11 protein-coding genes and 1 tRNA gene are annotated in these 17,425 nt (G+C 72.2%); 5 read left to right on the top strand and 7 right to left on the bottom strand.

Annotation, left to right across the window (positions count from 1 at the left end; translation table 11 throughout):
- The first annotated feature begins 72 nt into the window (after positions 1 to 72).
- From ABD979_RS04490 to ABD979_RS04480, 3 genes are all read left to right on the top strand, one after another.
- Positions 73 to 1,104: a M12 family metallopeptidase gene (locus tag ABD979_RS04490; RefSeq protein WP_345506243.1), complete on the top strand. Its 1,032-nt coding sequence runs from the start codon at positions 73 to 75 to the stop codon at positions 1,102 to 1,104.
- 189 nt (positions 1,105 to 1,293) lie between these two features.
- Complete coding sequence (locus ABD979_RS04485; RefSeq protein WP_345506242.1) at positions 1,294 to 1,788, top strand: hypothetical protein; 495 nt, start codon at positions 1,294 to 1,296, stop codon at positions 1,786 to 1,788.
- A gap of 57 nt (positions 1,789 to 1,845) precedes the next feature.
- Positions 1,846 to 1,919: transfer RNA gene (locus tag ABD979_RS04480), tRNA-Phe, on the top strand.
- Positions 1,920 to 1,982: 63 nt separating this feature from the next.
- Here the strand turns inward: ABD979_RS04480 and ABD979_RS04475 are convergent.
- The gene (locus tag ABD979_RS04475; protein WP_345506241.1) at positions 1,983 to 5,333 is read right to left on the bottom strand and encodes a lamin tail domain-containing protein; all 3,351 of its coding nucleotides are present in this window, start codon (positions 5,331 to 5,333) and stop codon (positions 1,983 to 1,985) included.
- Positions 5,334 to 5,621: 288 nt separating this feature from the next.
- Between ABD979_RS04475 and ABD979_RS04470 the strand changes: the two genes are divergently transcribed.
- Together ABD979_RS04470 and ABD979_RS04465 are read left to right on the top strand one after the other, a co-directional pair.
- On the top strand, positions 5,622 to 7,295 hold the full coding sequence (locus ABD979_RS04470; RefSeq protein ID WP_345506240.1) for a metallophosphoesterase: 1,674 nt from the start codon (positions 5,622 to 5,624) through the stop codon (positions 7,293 to 7,295).
- A gap of 180 nt (positions 7,296 to 7,475) precedes the next feature.
- On the top strand, positions 7,476 to 8,636 hold the full coding sequence (locus tag ABD979_RS04465; protein ID WP_345506239.1) for a phospholipase D-like domain-containing protein: 1,161 nt from the start codon (positions 7,476 to 7,478) through the stop codon (positions 8,634 to 8,636).
- A 27-nt stretch (positions 8,637 to 8,663) separates the two neighbouring features.
- Here the strand turns inward: ABD979_RS04465 and ABD979_RS04460 are convergent, their stop codons facing one another.
- The 6 genes from ABD979_RS04460 to ABD979_RS04435 all read right to left on the bottom strand — a co-directional run bounded on the left by ABD979_RS04460 (position 8,664) and on the right by ABD979_RS04435 (position 17,425).
- A complete protein-coding gene (locus ABD979_RS04460; RefSeq protein WP_345506238.1) occupies positions 8,664 to 9,203 on the bottom strand; it encodes a hypothetical protein in 540 nt (179 codons plus the stop codon).
- Between the two features lie 152 nt (positions 9,204 to 9,355).
- Positions 9,356 to 11,164 carry a sensor histidine kinase gene (locus ABD979_RS04455; RefSeq protein WP_345506237.1) on the bottom strand — a complete coding sequence of 603 codons (1,809 nt, stop codon included), beginning with the start codon at positions 11,162 to 11,164 and terminating at the stop codon, positions 9,356 to 9,358.
- Positions 11,165 to 11,174: 10 nt separating this feature from the next.
- Entirely contained in the window at positions 11,175 to 13,697 is a 2,523-nt protein-coding gene (locus tag ABD979_RS04450; protein WP_345506236.1) for an ATP-binding protein, read from the bottom strand.
- Between the two features lie 211 nt (positions 13,698 to 13,908).
- Complete coding sequence (locus tag ABD979_RS04445) at positions 13,909 to 15,078, bottom strand: acyl-CoA dehydrogenase family protein (protein ID WP_345506235.1); 1,170 nt, start codon at positions 15,076 to 15,078, stop codon at positions 13,909 to 13,911.
- Between the two features lie 72 nt (positions 15,079 to 15,150).
- Complete coding sequence (locus ABD979_RS04440; protein WP_345506234.1) at positions 15,151 to 16,371, bottom strand: acyl-CoA dehydrogenase family protein; 1,221 nt, start codon at positions 16,369 to 16,371, stop codon at positions 15,151 to 15,153.
- 1 nt (position 16,372) lies between these two features.
- Positions 16,373 to 17,425, bottom strand: a complete 1,053-nt coding sequence (locus tag ABD979_RS04435) for a phosphotransferase family protein (RefSeq protein ID WP_345506233.1) — start codon at positions 17,423 to 17,425, stop codon at positions 16,373 to 16,375.

The following is a 17,425-nucleotide window of genomic DNA, read 5'->3' as shown; positions in this document are numbered from 1 at the left end:
CGCCTCCGGCGAGGACGATGGAAGGCGGGCACGGGTGACGGCCCGGGCCCCAGCGACTGAAGGGGTGGCGCCATGACGGATGCACCGCACGTCTGCTTCGACCGGATCCTGCCGAGGGACCTGATGCGCCCCCACCGGCGCCAGCGGGGGCCTGACGGCACGGATCGCGCCATCTCGCCGATCGGCAAGGCGTGGATGAACGGCACGACCCTCAAGGTCCGCTTCCTCGCCGGCTCCGCGGCCGAGCAGGCCACGGCCCGCGAGCAGGCGGCGTGGTGGTCCGCGGCGTGCAACCTCACCTTCGACTTCGGCGACCACCCCGACGCCGACATCCGGATCTCCTTCGACCCCAACGACGGCGCCTGGTCGTACGTCGGCACCGACAACACGAGCATCCCGGCGAACGAGGCCACGATGAACCTCGGCTTCCTCGACGGTGGCACGGCAGGCCACGAGTTCGGGCACGCCATCGGGCTCGCGCACGAGCACTCGAACCCGGCGGGCGGCATCCAGTGGAACGAGCCCGTGGTGATCCGCGCGCTCGCCGGCCCGCCGAACTTCTGGGACGAGGCCAAGGTGCGCCACAACGTCTTCATGAAGTACGCGCTGGACCAGATCAAGGGCACCGCCTTCGACCCCGACTCGATCATGCTCTACTCCTTCCCGGCGTCGTGGACCACCAACGGGGTCGCGACGCACGCCAACGACGTGCTGTCCACGCTCGACAAGGCGTTCGTCTCCGGGGCGTCGATGTACCCCCGGTCGACCACCGGGCCGACCGGCCCGGCCGACGCGACGGAGCTCGTCGTGGACGGGCCCAAGGTCAAGGGGTCGATCGGCGCTACCGGCGAGGAGGACCTCTACGCCTTCGAGGTCGCCGAGGACGGTCTCTACGAGGTGACCACGCGGGGCTCGACCGACGTCTTCCTCACCGTCTTCGGGCCCGACAGCGACACCACCCTCGTCGCCGAGGACGACGACAGCGGCTACGGAGTCAACCCCCGGGTCCGCTCGAGCCTGACGCCCGGGCGCTACGTGGCGCAGGTGCGCCACTACGCGCCGACCGGCACGGGCAGCTACACCATCCGCGCCCGGAGGCGGTGAGCCCGGGCCGGCCCGGGCCGCGTCCTCCCACCCGGCCCGGGTCGGCTCGTCCCCGGACGGACGCCGCCTGCACCCCTCCCCCTCCACCACCCGGCGGCGTCCGTCCCCACGCTCACGGCAGAACGCGTTGACCTCTGTCCGTGACGGCGTAATCTTGATTACATCATTACGAATGAAGCACTGGAGCGGGTGCGCGGCTGGTTCGTCGGCCGCCTGCCCGAGGAGTGGCGCAGCACGCCACCCGAGATCACCGTCGACCGCGAGGAGATCACCGTCGTGCTGACGGTCCACGACGTCGACCTGCCCGACGGCTCCGGCGACGCGGAGCGGGCCGAGGCCCGCGCCGGCCGCGCCAAGGCCTTCCGCGAGGAGACCCGCAGCCGTCGGATCGAGATCGCCCGCGAGGCGGAGCACCGCTTCGACCGCAAGGTCTCCTGGGCCGTGCGCATCGGCGACCGCACCGAGCTGTTCACGCACGTCGCGGCCCCGTCGATGACGCGGCTGCGCCAGCCGGAGCGGCTCGTCCTCGACACGCTCGTCGACGCCGGGGTCGCGCGCTCACGGGCCGAGGCGCTGGCGTGGTGCGTCAAGCTCGTCGGCCAGCACGAGAGCGACTGGCTCGGCGAGCTGCGCGAGGCGATGTCGCACGTCGCCGACGTGCGCACCAAGGGCCCGTCCGCGTGACGCCGGACGGTTTGCAGGAAGGGGCAGCGGGTCGGCTATAGTTCCACTCGTTGTCCCGGCCAGGTAGCTCAGTTGGTACGAGCGTCCGACTGAAAATCGGAAGGTCGGCGGTTCGACCCCGCCCCTGGCCACAGCATTGACGAAGCCGCAGCCCAGAGGACTCTGGGCTGCGGCTTCGTCAGTTCCCCTCGACGTCAGGGCGCCGGCGTCAGGGCCACGGTCCACATCGCCGTGTTGCTGCTCGTCGCGTTCGTCGTCGCCGTGCGGCCGCCGTAGCCACCCGAGACCGCGGCCCCGGAGTCGACGAGCAGCGAGCCGAACCGGCCCGAGCCCGTGTCGGCCGACGAGTCGCGCGAGGAGGTGCCTGCCGGCGCCGTCCACGCGGTGGTCGCCGACGACTTGTCGGCCCAGTACGTCACGGCCCACGACCCCGCGGCGGCGGTCACCGTCGGGCTCGTGTGGGTGGCCGTGTTCGCGTCACCGGAGCGCGCCAGCGACGCCGCCGTCAGCGCCGACCCGTCGACACCGGACCACACGCCGAGGCTGAGCACCGCCTTGGCGTATGCCGTCGCGTCGACCCGGACGGTGCGGCCGGCGTCGCCCGTCGCCACGGTCCTCTTCCACAGCGTGGACGTCACGCCCGCCGTGGTGAAGCTGTCGACCTGGGTCCACCCGGTGACACCGGTCGGGGAGCCCCAGCTCGCGGCGGTGCCGCGGGTGAGCCAGAGCAGCATCGTGTCGCCGGGCCTCGCCGCCGCCGGCACGACCGCCGACTTGAAGAGGGTGGCCCCCGGGGCGGAGTGCGCCGCCCCGACGAAGGCGAGCGGTGAGGTCGGCACCGACGCGATGGTGACCGGGTGCGTGACGACCCCGGTGGCGCCCGCGTCGTCGGTCACCGTGAGCCGCACCGTGTAGGTGCCGGCCGCGGCATACGGGTGGCTCGGCGACGCCCCGGTGCCGGAGGAGCCGTCACCGAAGTCCCACGCGTACGAGGTGATCGTGCCGTCCGGGTCGTTCGAGCCGGAGCTGTCGAACGCCGCCGTCGAGCCCGACACCGTGGACGAGAACGCCGCCACCGGAGCGCGGTTCGTGCCGCCCGCGGTGAAGTTGGCGACGCCCGGCGTGCCGCTGCCGGTGGAGAGCCGCCAGCTGGCGCCGTTGTCGTTGTCGGCGAGCGGGTCGTTCAGCTCGAGCGAGCTGCCGTCCGTCGAGACCGGCCAGCCCGGGCCCCCGTACGTCACGGCGTCGGCGGTCGAGCCGTCGGCGCGCTTGAGCGTCAGGGTCTCCCCCGCCGACAGCCCACCGCTGAACCGGCCACCCACGAAGACGCGCGGGCTGTAGGTCGTGCGGAACGTCGGGTCGTCGGCGACGAACGTCATCGTGCCCTTGGGCAGGATGACGGTGCCGGGCTGCACGGTGAGCGTGACCCCGTCCGCGATGCTCCACCCCGAGAGGTCGACGGCCTCGGTCGCCGACGGGTTGTAGAGCTCGAGGAACTCGGCGGCGCCACCTGCGGTCGGGCTGTGCTGGATCTCGCTGATCACGACGTTCGGGTTCGCGCCCTGGGCGGCGGGCACCCGCGCGTCGGTGCGGAACACGTTGCGGCGGGCGTTGATCGCGGCGAACAGGTTGGTCCGCTGCGTGCCGTACGCCATCCACGGCTGGCTCGGGAAGGCCTGCAGGTCGAGGGCGAACTCGGGCTGCGCCGGCCCGACCTTGGCGTCGAAGACCGCCTCGGGGCGTCCCGGGGCGAGGATGTCGTCGACGAGGGTCCGCAGGCGCCGGAAGTACATCGCCCGCCACTCCGGCTGCGACAGCACCGCGGCCATCAGCCGGTTGGGGGTGTCCCCGGGCTCGGACGGGGTCACGAAGGTGCTGTTGATGCCGCAGCAGGTGTTGCCCCAGGTCTTGTCGAGGTCCCACGGGATGATCGACCAGCGCCCGGTGGCCGGGTCCTGGCTGTTGTACCAGTTCTTGTTCGACGCGTCGCTGCTCTGGATGATCGCCGTCACCGCGGCGTAGTTGAGCATCTGCGGGATGTCGACGTTGGCGAGGACGTAGTCCCGCTGGGCGGTGCCGCTCAGCTCGATGCCGTTGAGGAACGAGCGGATCGGGGCGTAGTTGGGGTCGCTCGGGTTCTTCTTCTCCATCCGGTAGTCCTCGAGCACCCGCGACTCGTCGAAGGCGTCGTGCGAGGCCTTGTAGAACTCCTTGTCGCTGTAGCCCTCCCGGTCGCGCCACGTGCCGTCGAAGAGGTCGACGTAGGTGTAGAGACCCTGGAACCGGTTGTTGCGCTGGGCGCGCATCGGGAAGACCTGGGCGTTGACGACTCCGGCTCGCTGGTAGGCGTCCCAGCCGAGGATCGGGCGCCCGCGTGAGTGGTCGCTCCAGTCCCCGTTCATGGCGAACTCGTCGACCGGCTCGACGAGCTTGCCGGGCATGTCGATCGGGTGGCTGTGCGCGAGCTCGAACTTCCAGCTCGGCTTCGGCGAGGTCTGCGAGATGGCGCCGCGGATGCTGACCATCGTGTTGTCGTAGACCTTGCCGCCGTAGGCGATGACGGCCGGGCGCACGATGTCGACCGTCGGCTGGCTCGTGATCGCGGTGTAGTCGGCATCCGGGATGAACCACTCGAGCACCGGGATGGCGCTCTGGGTGCCCGTCGGCGGCATGACGCCCTCGTAGGCGATCGTGTCGTCCGTGCGGGGCAGGGTGCTCTGCCCGACGGCGTTCGACGCGACGACCCGGTAGCGGATGACGTGCCCGGCGGTGACGCCCGGGATCGTGCCGCTGTAGACGTCACCGCCGACGGGCGTCAGGGCGACGCTCTGCTCGGCGCCGAAGTCGACGCGGTAGCGGAGGGTCATCGACGTGGCGTCGGTGACCGTGACCGAGACCTGCACGGCCTGCCCGGCGTTGGGCACGGCCGGGGTGGGCGTCATCGCCGAGATGCGCGGGCTGAAACCCTGGCGGGCCGTGGAGTTCGCGGCCCCGGCCGTGTGGCCGGCCGCCGCGGTGGACGCCGCCCAGTTGAGCGGGTCGTTGTGGTCGAGCGTCGGGTCGCGCAGCTCGAGGGACTTGCCCCCTCCGTCGGGCGTCACGGCCCAGCCACCCGTGTCGCTGTAGGTCATCGAGTCGATGGTGACGCCGCCGGCGTCCTTGAGCGTCAGCTTCTCTCCCCCGTTGGAGAGCTTGCCCGTGTAGACGGCGGCCGGGCTGAAGCCGTAGAGGCTGCGGAACCGTGCGGCGTCCGGCGCGACCGTGAGGAAGCCCTTGCCGGCGATCGTCGTCCCGGCCGGGAGGCAGAGCGTGACGCCGCTGAAGCACCAGCCCGAGACGTCGACCGTGGCCGTCGTCGTGTTGGCCACCTCGAGGAACTCATCGGTGTCGTAGTCGGACACCGGGTCGTACATGATCTCGCTGATCACGACGTCGCCGGGTGTGGCGGCGGAGGCGCTGGGCACCGCCACCACCAGGGAGCCGACCACCGCGGCGGTGGCGCCCAGGGCCACCCTGCGTCGTCGGCTGCGCGCTCGATCGCTCATGTCCATCCCCAACGTCCTCCCTGACGTGGCACGGAATGCGTGCCGCACGTCGGTCGGGGTGGTCGGCAAGACCCCCTGTCCCCGTCCGACCGGCACAGTATGGCGCCGCTCGGCGGGAGCCCGTGGTTCTTTGACCACTTGCCGAACGCGTATCAGACATATGGGAAATCCGATGCAGCACAAGGGTTCCCAGCCGCCGACATTGCGGACATCCCTTCCCTCCGGGCCGCTCCCGGCGTAGCCTCCGGACACGCCAGGGCAGCCCACGCCCGGCACCAGGGGGAGATCATGGGTCGTGCTCGCGTCGTGTCCGTCCTTGCCGCGGCGGCCCTCGCGCTCGCCGCCGCCGTCACGCCCGCCGCCCCGGCGCCGACCGCCGCGGCCGCGACGACGCCGGTGCACTTCACCGCGGCCGGTGACTTCTCCGCGACGAGCGACACGGCCGGGGTGCTCGACGGCATCCACGCGTCCGGCTCGCAGCTGACCCTCGCCCTCGGCGACCTCTCCTACGGCATGACGCCGACGGAGCAGGCGTGGTGCACCTTCGTCACGAGCCGGGTCGGCGCGGGCTACCCGTTCCAGCTCGTCGCCGGCAACCACGAGAGCAACGGCACCGACGGGCGCATCGACGCCTTCGCCGCGTGCCTGCCCAACCGCCTGCCCGGCATGGTCGGCACGTACGCCCGCCAGTGGTACGCCGACGTCCCCCAGGCCGCTCCCCTGGTGCGCGTCATCATGATCTCGCCCAACCTGCGGTTCCCCGACGGCACGTACTCGTACGCCAGGGGCAGCGCGCGCTACACGTGGACCGCCAACGCCATCGACAGCGCCCGCGCCGCCGGGGTGAGGTGGATCGTCGTCGGCTTCCACAAGCCCTGCTTCTCGATGACGTCCATCGCCTGCGACCCCGGCGCCGACCTCGTCAACCTGCTCGTCTCCAAGAAGGTCGACCTCGTCCTCACCGGTCACAGCCACGTCTACGACCGCACCAAGCAGCTGTCCCTGTCCGCGGGCTGCCCGGCCCTCGTGCCCGGCACGACGTCGGCCGCGTGCATCGCCGACTCCGACTCCTCCTTCACCCAGGGTGGCGGCACCGTCTTCTCCACGGTCGGTACCGGCGGCACCCCCCTCGAGCTCGTGCGGCCGGCGGATGCCGAGCGCAACTACTTCTCCGCGTATGCCGGCAACGGCTCGAACCCGACGTGGGGCTTCCTCGACGTGACGGCCGACGAGAACCGCCTCTCGGCGCGGTTCGTCCCGACGAGCGGAGCCGGGTTCACCGACGCGTACACCATCACGCGCCCGTCGGCACCGGCGCCGGTCACCCCCGTGGCCTTCGTCGGCGCCGGGCACTCGGCCCCGGGCGCCACCCTCTTCAAGTCCGCGACGGTGCCGGCGGCGGCCCGGCCGGGCGACACCCTGCTCCTGTGGCTCACCCGCGGCGCGTCAGCGACGTGGGGCGCACCCACCGGCGTCACCGGCTGGACGCAGGTCGACACGGTCACGACCGGCTCGGTCACCTCGACGCTCTGGAAGAAGACGGTCGTCGCCGGCGACCCCGGCCGCCCCGTGCGCGTCGACGCCACGACCTACACCAAGGGCGTGCTGACGGTGGCCGCCTACTCCGGCGTCGACACCGCGGCGCTGACCGCCACCACCCTCGCTCGTGCGGGTGACGCGAACACCGCGACGCACACGAGCCCCACGGTCGCGACGACGAGCGGGACGTGGCCGGTCACCTACTGGGGCGAGAAGTCCTCCGGCACGACCGCGTGGACGACCCCCGCAGGCGTCACGACGCGCGACACCTCCACCGACACGGGCGCCGGTCGCTTCGGCTCGCTGCTCGTCGACGCCGGCACGACGGTGGGCGCCGGCAGCTACGGCGCCCGGACGGCGACGACGAACGCCACGAGCAGCAACACGGTGATGTGGACGGTCGGGCTGCGACCCCGACCCTGAACATTCACGTGAAAGCCCCACTATTCACGTGAAGAATCACGTGAGAATTCACGTGAACGGCATTCATCACCTGCCATTCTTCTTTTCTTCACAAAGAGTCCGCAAAGAACGTGGTCAATGGAGGAGATGTCCTTTAGCGTCGGCTTGCCATTGACGCCAACGACATTCTCTGGAGCTCACGTGCCTCGTCTTCGCATCCTCGCTGCGCTGGTCGCCGCCGCCCCCCTCGCCCTCGTCGGCCCCCAGGCCGCGACGGCGGTCGCCGACGTCCAACCGTGCCGCGACGCCCCCACCGGACCCGTGCGCACGGGAGCCGTGCTCAACAACCCGGCAGAGGGCGACCCGACCGCCGTGGTCCGCCAGGTCTGCAGCCTCGTCAAGCAGGCACCCTCCGGATCCCTGATCCGGATCGCCCACTTCGTCGTGAGCGGGGCGGCCGGCCTCGACTTCGCCCAGCAGGTCGTGGCCGCCCACGACCGCGGTGTGAGGGTGCAGGTCGTCCTCGACGGGTGGCAGGACACGACGCCCGCAGCGCAGCTCCTGAGAGAGGGCCTCGGCGAGGACGCCGGCGCCGACTCGTGGCTGCACGTGTGCAGCAACGTCTCACCCGAGGGCAACACCTCCTCCTGCCTCGGCACGAAGGGGATGCACAACAAGTTCTACCTCTTCTCCGAGACCGGGCGCGCGAAGAATGTCGTCGTCCAGTCCTCGGCGAACTTCACCGACGTGAATTCGCGGTCGTACTGGAACAACGCCCTGACGCTGGTCGGCAACCAGCGGCTGTACGCGGCATACGGGCGCTATTTCGAGGAGCTGGCGGCCGAGGAGCGCACGGACCGGACCCGCGGGCCCGTCCATACGGGCATGCGCGGCGGGCCGGTCACGGCCTACTTCTTCCCCGTCGTCGAGGGCGACCCGGTGCTCGGCGAGCTGCAGGGCGTGCGCTGCCACCGGGGCGGCACCGTCCGGGTCGGCATGTCCGAGTGGGACGACACCCGCATCGCGATCGCCGAGCGCCTGGGCGAGCTCGCCGACGCCGGATGCCGGGTCCGCGTCGTGCACGGGCCCCTGGAGCCGGGCATCACGGCCACCTTCGCCGCGCACCCGTCGATCGAGACCCGGACCCTCGACTCGTCCGCCCTGCCCGGGCGCATCCACTCCAAGTTCCTCGTCGTCGACGCCGGCGGCGGCGCGCGGTCGAGCTGGGTGCTGACCGGGAGCCACAACTACAACGCGACCAGCCTGCGGCGCAACGACGAGGCGCTCGTCAAGGTGGCCGACCGCTCGGTGGTGCGCACGTACGCGGCGGGCTTCGACACAATGTTCGGTCACGCCCAGTGACGGTCGGCCGGGTGCCGGCGCCCTGAGTCAGCCGGCGTAGAAGACGTCGTCCTCGCCCGTGGGCAGCCGGAGGTGCAGCTGCAGGTCACCGACGTTCGGGTCGCGCCCGACGGCATACGGGAACGACCGCGGACCCTCGCCGGAGGTGGTCGCGGGCACCAGCGTCAGGACGCCGCCGGACGCGCTCACGATCCCCCGTTCGGACCCCTCGATCGCGCAGCTCGTCGACGACTCGCAGCGCGCGAGGCGGTAGTCGTAGCGACCGTCGGCCGTGAACGTGTAGGTGCGCACGATCGCCCGCGACCCGCTCGAGTCGAGCCAGTGCTGGGTCTCCCAGGAGCCCACGAGCTCCGTCGTGAGGGGTGCGAGGGCGACGAGACGCGCGGACGTCACCGCTGCGTTCGACGCGGCGTCGCCGATCGGGCGCTCGGCGACGGGACCGGTGACGAGGGGCCCCGGGCTCACCGGGCCGACGGGCGGCGCGGCGTCGCAGCCGGCGCACGCCGCCATCGCCCCGGCGAGCAGCAGCGCTGCCGAGCCCGTGCGGCGGATGTGGGCGACGAGCATGGCCGGGCCTCCTTCGGGCGGCGGCCGGAGCCGAGCGGTCGGCCGTCGATGTGACCCGCTCCGATGCGCCGCCTTCCAGCATGGCGCCGAACGCGCGCGAGGTCAGCCGATCGACGATCTTCGGGCCCGGGGCGTGTGCCGGGTCAGCCGCGTCAGGCGACGGGGAGGAGCAGGCGCACGCTCGTGCCGCGACCGAGCTCGGAGTCGAGGTCGATCTCGCCGCCGTGGCGGGCCACGACGCGCTGGGCGATGCTGAGGCCGAGGCCGGTGCCCGGCACGGCGAGGCTCTCCGGGTTGGTGCCGCGGAAGAACTCGGTGAAGAGGCCCGCCTGGTCCTCGGGCGAGATGCCGATGCCGTCGTCGATGCACTCGAGCACGACCTGGTCGTCGTCCCGACCCACGGACACGGCGACCGTGCCGCCGGGCGGGGTGAACTTCACCGCGTTGCTCACGAGGTTCTGCACGACGCGCTCGAGGTCGGACGCGCTGCCCCGCACGGCCGGCAGCGGCACGGCCTGCTCGAAGCGCAGCTTCACCTGCTGGTTGTCGGCGCGCGGCCGGAACATGTCGACGACGTCGCGCGAGAGCGTGCCGAGGTCGACCTCCACCTCGGGCAGCGGACGGTCGGGGTCGCTGACCCGCGAGAGGGTGAGGAGGTCGTCGACGAGGTGCTGGAGGCGCTCGGTGTTGCGGGCGATGACCCCGAGCGACCACTCGGCCTCGCCGTCCGAGTCCTGCCGCAGCAGCTCGACGTGCCCGACGATCGAGGCGAGCGGGTTCTTCAGCTCGTGCGAGACCGTCGAGAACAGCTGGGTCTTGCTCCGGTCGGCCTCGCGCAGCTCGGCGGCCACCCGGCGCTCGACCGCGTAGAGGCGTGCGTTGCGGATCGACCGCCCGAGGTCGCGGCCCATCTCGAGCGCGGCCCGGGTCTCGGCCTCGATCCACTCGGCGTCGTCGGGGCCCCGGGTGCACGCGATGTAGCCGTAGCAGCTGGCCCCGGAGCCGATCGGCACGAGCAGCAACGAGCCGGCCGAGGCGTCCGCGAGGAAGACGCGGACGCGGTCGATGTCGGGCTGCGACCAGAGGGCGTCCGGGATCGAGCGGTGGCGGTCCACGAGGGCGACGACGCCCTCCTTCCAGCACCGGGCCGCCATCGAGCGCGCGGTGGTCACGAGCGACACCGGGGTCTCGACCGGCACGCCGGTGCGCGCCGACACGCTCTCGCGCTCGTCGTCGTCGGCGCTGGCGAACGCCCGCAGCCACAGGCCCGAGGAGGCGAGACCGGCGGCGATCTCGGCCGCCGCCACGTCGATGACGCGCTTGACGTCGAGGTCCTCCTGGGCGATGCGCGCGACCGCCTGCACGGCCTCGCCGAGGCGCACGCGCTCCGAGAGGGCGTGCCGCTCGCGGGCGGCCGAGATGGCGATACCGGTCTGGTTCGCGAAGAGCTCGAGCACGGCGCGCTGGGTCGCGTCAGGCCGCCGGCCACTGAGCGGCAGGTCGACCGACAGGATGCCGAGCAGGTCGCCGACGGCGTCGAAGAACGGCGCGATGAGGGTGTCTTCGGGGTGCCAGGCCAGGGGGTCCCCGGCAGGAGTCGGCGCGGTCCAGTCCGTGCTCACCCATCCGTCGTCCGAGCCGTCGGGCAGCTGACCGGCCGGAACGAAGCGCAGGCTGCCCCACCGCTCCGCCACCGCGAACTCGGCCTCGAGGCTCGCCCGGGTCGTGCGGCGTCCGATGAGCTCGGTGCGTGCGTCGTCGTCACCGGCCACGGCCACGATCTGGACGTCGCCCGAGGGCACGACGAGGCTGATCGCGGCGACCTTGAAGCCGACCACGCCAGCAGCGCCGTCGACGACCATCGAGAAGAGGCTGTCGAGGTCGTCCTGGGCGCTGACCCGGTTCATCAGCTCGGTGAGTCGACGCAGCGCGAGGACCTCCCAGAGCTCCCCCTCGCGCACCCTTGCTCCCTCAGTCGGGCCCATCACGGGTCTCTGATTGATTCTGAACCTCACCATATGGTGCAAATCTTGACTTTGTTGCCGGTTCGTCCGAATCCATACCCGATGTCGGGTCTGCGCGCATCTCGAGATCGGCGGCGGGCAGGATCACGGTGAAGGTCGCGCCCGCGTCGGGCTCGGACTCGACGTCCACGCTGCCGCCGTGGCCCTCGACGATGGCCCGCACGATGGAGAGGCCCAGCCCCGAACCCTGGATGGCCCGCTCGTTGGCGACGCTCGTGCGGTAGAAGCGGGCGAAGACCCGCTCGTGCTCGGCGCGCTCGATGCCGATGCCGGAGTCCGAGACGACGAGCCGGACGTCGCCGTCGCCACGCCGCGCCGCGAGCGCGACGCGCCCGCCGTCCGGGGTGAACTTCACGGCGTTCGTCAGCAGGTTCATGGCCATCCGCTCGAGCGCGGCCGGGTCGCCCTCGACCCACAGTGGGCTCGCCGGCAGGTCGAGCTCGCGAGCCAGGTCGCGCTCCTGCGTCACCGACTCCACGGCGTGCCAGGCCTGCGTCAGCACCGGCCGCAGGTCGCAGCGAAGGGTCGCCAGGTCGAGCCGGCCGGACTCGATGCGAGAGTTGAAGAGCAGGTCCTCGATGAGCGAGAGCAGGCGGCGGCCGTTCCGGTCGACCCGGGCCACGAGCTCGAGCTGGCGGTCGGTGAGCGGGCCGGCCGCGCCGTCCTCGAGCATCTCGGAGTAGCCGAGCACGCTGGCGAGCGGGGTGCGCAGCTCGTGGCTGACCGACGACACGAAGTCGGACTTCGTGCGGTCGAGCTCGGTCAGCTCCTCGACCGCCTGGCGCTCCCGCTCGAGGGCGACCTGCAGGGCCACCTCGGCCTGGCGCCGGTGGGTCACGTCCTCCCCGACGGCGAGGTAGCCGGTGAGGTGCCCGCCGTCGCCGCGGATGCCGCTCACCGTCAGCGAGACGGTGCGACGCTGCCCGTCCCGGCGCACGTAGGCCCAGTCGCGGGTGTCGGCGCTCGCGCCCTCCCGGACGCGGTGGACGAGGACGTCGAGCCCCGGCTCGATGCCGAGCTCCGCTGCGTGGCCCTCGACCTGGCTCCAGTCGTGCAGCAACGTCCAGTCGTGGTGGCCGACGACGTCCTCGGCGCGGTGGCCGAGCACGTTCTCCGCGCCGGGGTTGAACAGCGTGATGCGCCCCTCGAGGTCGAGTCCTACGATGACGGTCGCCGTGGCCGCCTCGAGGACGGTCTCGATGAACGCACGGGAGGCCCGCTCGTCGGTCACGTCGACGCCGGTCTTGACGAGGTGCGTGCGCCGCCCCTGCCCGTCGGTGAGGTAGGAGTTGGTCCAGACGATGCGGCGCACCCCGAGGCCCTCGACGTGCCAGTCCTGCTCCTCGCCCAGGGGTACGGCACCCTCGGCGATCCGGGACATGCGGCTCGCCACCGCCTCGCGGTCGGCGACCGGGAACACGTCGGCGGCGAGCCTGCCGACCAGGGCCGGCTCCGGCCGGCCGAGGAGCCGGGCCGCGGTGGCATTGAGCCGCTCGATGCGACCCTCGCCCCCGACGACGACGATGAGGCTCGCGGCGGTGTCGAGCACGACGCCGGTGAGCTCGACCTCGCTGCGGAGGTCACCGAGCGCCGTGCGGCGCTGCGTGGCGGCGACGGCGAGCGCCAGGGTCGTGACGGCCGCCGTCGCGAGAAAGGCCTGCGTCAGCGCCCCGACGGTCTCGGGCCGGATGCCGGTCAGCGTGGCGGCACCGGCGAACGGTCCGCCGCCCAGGCTCGTCAGGACGACGGCGAGCACGCCGACGAGGAGCAGCTGCACCGCGACGGTGCGCAGGCTGAGCCGCAGCGCCCCCCAGACGAGCAGCGGGATGGGCAGGAACGCGAGCGGCAGGCTCTGGCCCGCCCCGAAGACCCAAGCCGTGACGCCGACGACGCCGACCCACTGGACGACCGCCTCGAGGCTGGGCCGCCGGCCGCGGGCGGAGCGGGCGGCGATGCCGAGCGGGGCGAAGACGAGGACCGCGGCCGCGTGGGAGGCGGCGACGGCATACACCGTGGCGAGGAACGGACCGCCCAGCCCGAGGCGCACGGTGAGCCCGGCGAGCAGCCCGAAGACGAGGGCCCCGGCGAGGGTCGCCGCGAGCAGGCGCCAGAGGTCGTCCATCGAGGCGAGGGTGGGGCGTCGGCGCTCCCGGGTCAGCAGACCGTGGACGACGGCCGTCTCGGCGGCGTTCGCGAAGCCGAAGCAGGCGGCCACGAGCGGCGGCCGGCCGGCATACGCGTTCGCGAGCCCGCTCGAGACCACCACCCCGGCGATGAAGATCCACGCGCGGGCGCTGCGCCCCGTGGCGAGCGCGAACGAGACGGCCAACCCACCGGCCGGCCACCACACCGCCACGGTCGAGCCGGGCGGGGCGAAGCGGACGGCCGTGGCACCGAGCACGAAGATGCCGACGTGCGCGAGGAAGGCGCTGACCCACCACCGGGGTCGCCCCAGCACGGGCACGGTCATCGGGCTGCTCCGGGGTCGATCACGGCTCCGGGGGAGGTCACTGGGGTCACGTCTGCTGCTTTCGGGCTCGTTCGGCCGACGCGACGCGTCGGCTGCTGCGGCAGCCAGGCGCGGGACCGCATGCGGACATGATGGCGCACCCGGGCCCGCGCGTCCCAGTGAAACGGACTTTTCGGGCGCATGTGTCGAGGGTGGCCCCCCATCTGCCGCCTCAGCCGAGGTGCCCGCGCACCGACGCGTGGCCCTTGAGCAGGTTGCGGGCGATGGTGCGACGCTGGATCTCGTCGGTGCCCTCGTAGATGCGCAGCAGGCGCAGCTCGCGGTACCACCGCTCGACGGGCAGCTCGCGGGTGTAGCCCATGCCGCCGTGCATCTGGAGCACGCGATCGACGATCTCGTTGGCCTTGACCCCGCCGTAGAGCTTGGCCATCGACTGCGACTGGCGCGAGTCGAGGCCGCGGTCGACCTGCCACGCGGCTGTGAGCACGAGCCAGCGCAGCGCCTCGATCTCGACGGCCGAGTCGGCGACCATCCACTGGATCGCCTGGCGGTTCGCGATGGGCTCCCCGAACGTGACGCGGTTGCGGGCCCACTCCATGCCCATCTCGACGAGCCGCTCGCACGAGCCGAGCGCGCGGGCCGGCAGCATGTAGCGCCCCTTGCCGATCCAGCGCATGGCGAGCTCGAAGCCCTTGCCCTCCTCGCCGAGGATCGCCGAGTGCGGCACGCGGACGTCGTCGAAGACGAGCGCGGCCGGACCCCACTCCCCCATCGTGTCGATCGGGGTGCTCGTCCAGCCGCGGTCGCGGTCGACGAGGAAGCACGTGACGCCTCCGTCGGCGCCCTTGGCCTTGTCGGTCACGGCGAAGACCATGACGAAGTCGGCCTCGTGGCCGCCGGTGATGAAGGTCTTCTCGCCGTTGATGACCCACTCGTCGCCCTCGCGGCGAGCACTCGTGCGGATCGCGCGCGCGTCGGACCCGGCGCCGGGCTCGGTGATGGCGAAGCACGAGCGCCGGGTGCCCTCGATCGTGGGCCCGAGGTAGGTCTCCTGCTGCTCCTCGGTGGCCGAGAAGAGGATGTTGTCGGCCTCGCCGGCGAAGCGGAACGGCACGAACGAGCGGCCGAGCTCGATCTCGATGAGGGCCGCGACGACGGCGCCCTGGCCCATGCCGCCGTGGCTCTCGGGCGTCTGGATGCCGAAGAAGCCGGACGAGCGCGCCTTGTCCTGGAGGGTCTTCAGCTCCTCGGCGCTCAGACCACGCTCGCCCCTCCGCTCACGCTCGAGCACCTGCGGCTCGAGCGGCACGATCTCCTTGCGCACGAACGTGCGCACCCAGTCGCGGATCTCGCGCTCCTCGGCGCTGAGGTCGAAGTCCATCGTCGGTCCCTTCGTCGTGCGGTCGGGTGGGTCGTGCGTCAGGCGCTGGGGGGCGTATGCCGTCCGGCGGGCTCAGCGGGCGGCATACCTGCGCAGCTCGGCCTTGGCGAGGGCGTTCTTGTGCACCTCGTCGGGGCCGTCCGCGAAGCGCAGGGTGCGGATGCCCGCGAAGGCGGCGGCGAGCTCGGTGTCCTGGCTGAGCCCGGCCGCGCCGTGGGTCTGGATGGCCTTGTCGAGGATCCACTCGACGGTCTTCGGCGTGGCGATCTTGATCGCCTGGATCTCGGTGTGGGCGCCCTTGTTGCCGACGGTGTCCATCAGCCAGGCGGTCTTGAGCACGAGCAGGCGCAGCTGCTCGATGCGCACGCGGGACTCGGCGATCCAGTCGCGCACGACGCCCTGCTCGGCGATCGGGCGACCGAAGGCGACGCGTTCGGACGCCCGGCGGCACATGGCCTCGATGGCGACCTCGGCGAGGCCGATCGAGCGCATGCAGTGGTGGATGCGGCCGGGGCCGAGGCGGGCCTGGGCGATGGCGAAGCCGGTGCCCTCCTCGCCGATGAGGTTGCTCGCGGGGACCCGGACGTCGGTGAGGCGCAGCTCGGCGTGGCCGCCGTGGTCGTGGTCGTCGTAGCCGAAGACCTCCATGCCGCGGACGACCTCGACGCCGGGGGCGTCGCGCGGCACGAGGACCATCGACTGCTGGCGGTGCCGGTCGGCGTCGGGGTCGGTCTTGCCCATGACGATGAGGACCTCGCACTCGGGGTTCATCGCACCGGTGATCCACCACTTGCGGCCGTTGATGACGTAGTCGTCGCCGTCGCGCCGGATGCTCGTGCCGATGTTCGTCGCGTCGCTGCTCGCCACGTCGGGCTCGGTCATCGCGAACGCGGAGCGGATCTCGCCACGCAGCAAGGGCTCCAGCCACCGCTCCTTCTGCTCGGCCGTGCCGAACTGGGCGAGCACCTCCATGTTGCCGGTGTCGGGGGCCGCGCAGTTGAGGACGGCGGGCGCGAGCCGGATCGAACGCCCGGTGACCTCGGCGAGCGGGGCGTACTGGAGGTTCGTCAGGCCGGCGCCGTGCTCGCCGGGCAGGAAGACGTTCCACAGCCCGAGGCCCTGGGCCTCCTGCCGCAGCTCCTGCAGGACGGGCGCGGTGCTCCAGGCCCACCGGTCGGGCAGCACCGAGACCTGCTCGTCGAAGACCGGCAGCGACGGCACGATGCGCTCGTCCATGAAGGCGAGCAGCGACTGGCGCAGCTCCTCGGTGCGGGCGTCGAATCCGAAGTCCACGTCAGCTCTCCTTGAGCGCGGCGAGGCCGGCCGTGACGAGGGGGACGGTCGCCTCGCCGATGCCGGCGAACCCACCGCCGACCGTCTGGCCCTGGGTGTGGCGGTAGTGGATGCCCTCGAGGATCACGGCGAGCTTTAAGTAGGCGAGGCCGAGGTGGAAGGCGAGGTGGCCGAGGTCACGGCCGCTCGCGCCGGCATACCGCTGCCGCAGCTCGGGGCCGCTGATGAAACCGGGCGCGCGCGAGACGTCGGAGACGGCGACGGTGTCCATGAGCAGCGGCAGCCGCTGGTAGGCCTCGAGGAGCGCGACGTCGGTGAGCGGGTCGCCGAGCGTCGCCATCTCCCAGTCGAGCACGGCCGACACCTCGTCGTCGGCCGTGACGAGCAGGTTGTCGAGGCGGAAGTCGCCGTGGACGATCGTCGGGTCGCCCTGTGCGGGAACGGAACCCGCGAGACGCTCGTGGAGCTCGTCGATGCCCGGCAGGTCGCGGCTGCGCGAGGCGTCGAGCTGCTGCTTCCAGCGGCGCACCTGGCGCTCGAGAAAGCTCTCGGGACGCCCGAAGTCGGCGAGGCCGACCTCGGCGGGGTCGACGGCGTGCAGCGCGACGAGCGTGTCGACCATGCGCTCGCTGATCGCCCGCACCCGCTCCGCCCCGAGGGGCGCGAGCTGCGCCTCGAAGCGGAACGGCGTGCCGGCGACGCGCTCCATGACGTAGAACGGCGCCCCGACGACGTCGGGGTCCTCGCAGACGGCATACGTCCTCGGGACGGGTACCGCGGTCTCGCGCAGGGCCGTGATGACGCGGTGCTCGCGCACCATGTCGTGCGCGGTCGCGAGCACGTGGCCGAGCGGTGGGCGCCGCACGATGACCGTGCTCGTGCCGTCGCCCACCTCGTAGGTGAGGTTCGACTTGCCGCCCGCGACGACCCGGCCGGCGAGCGGCCCGTCGAGCAGGCCCGGCGCCGCTCGGTCGAGGAAGGCCCGCAGGTCAGCCAGGGGAAGTCCGGGCGGATCGCCCTGCGACCCGGGGGTTTCGGGGCGGTCGTCGGTCAC

This window comes from Terrabacter aeriphilus, from assembly GCF_039542985.1.
Taxonomy (GTDB): Bacteria; Actinomycetota; Actinomycetes; order Actinomycetales; family Dermatophilaceae; genus Terrabacter; species Terrabacter aeriphilus.
Note: the sequence above shows the minus strand (reverse complement) of the source record. Positions and strands in the feature narration are given on the sequence as shown.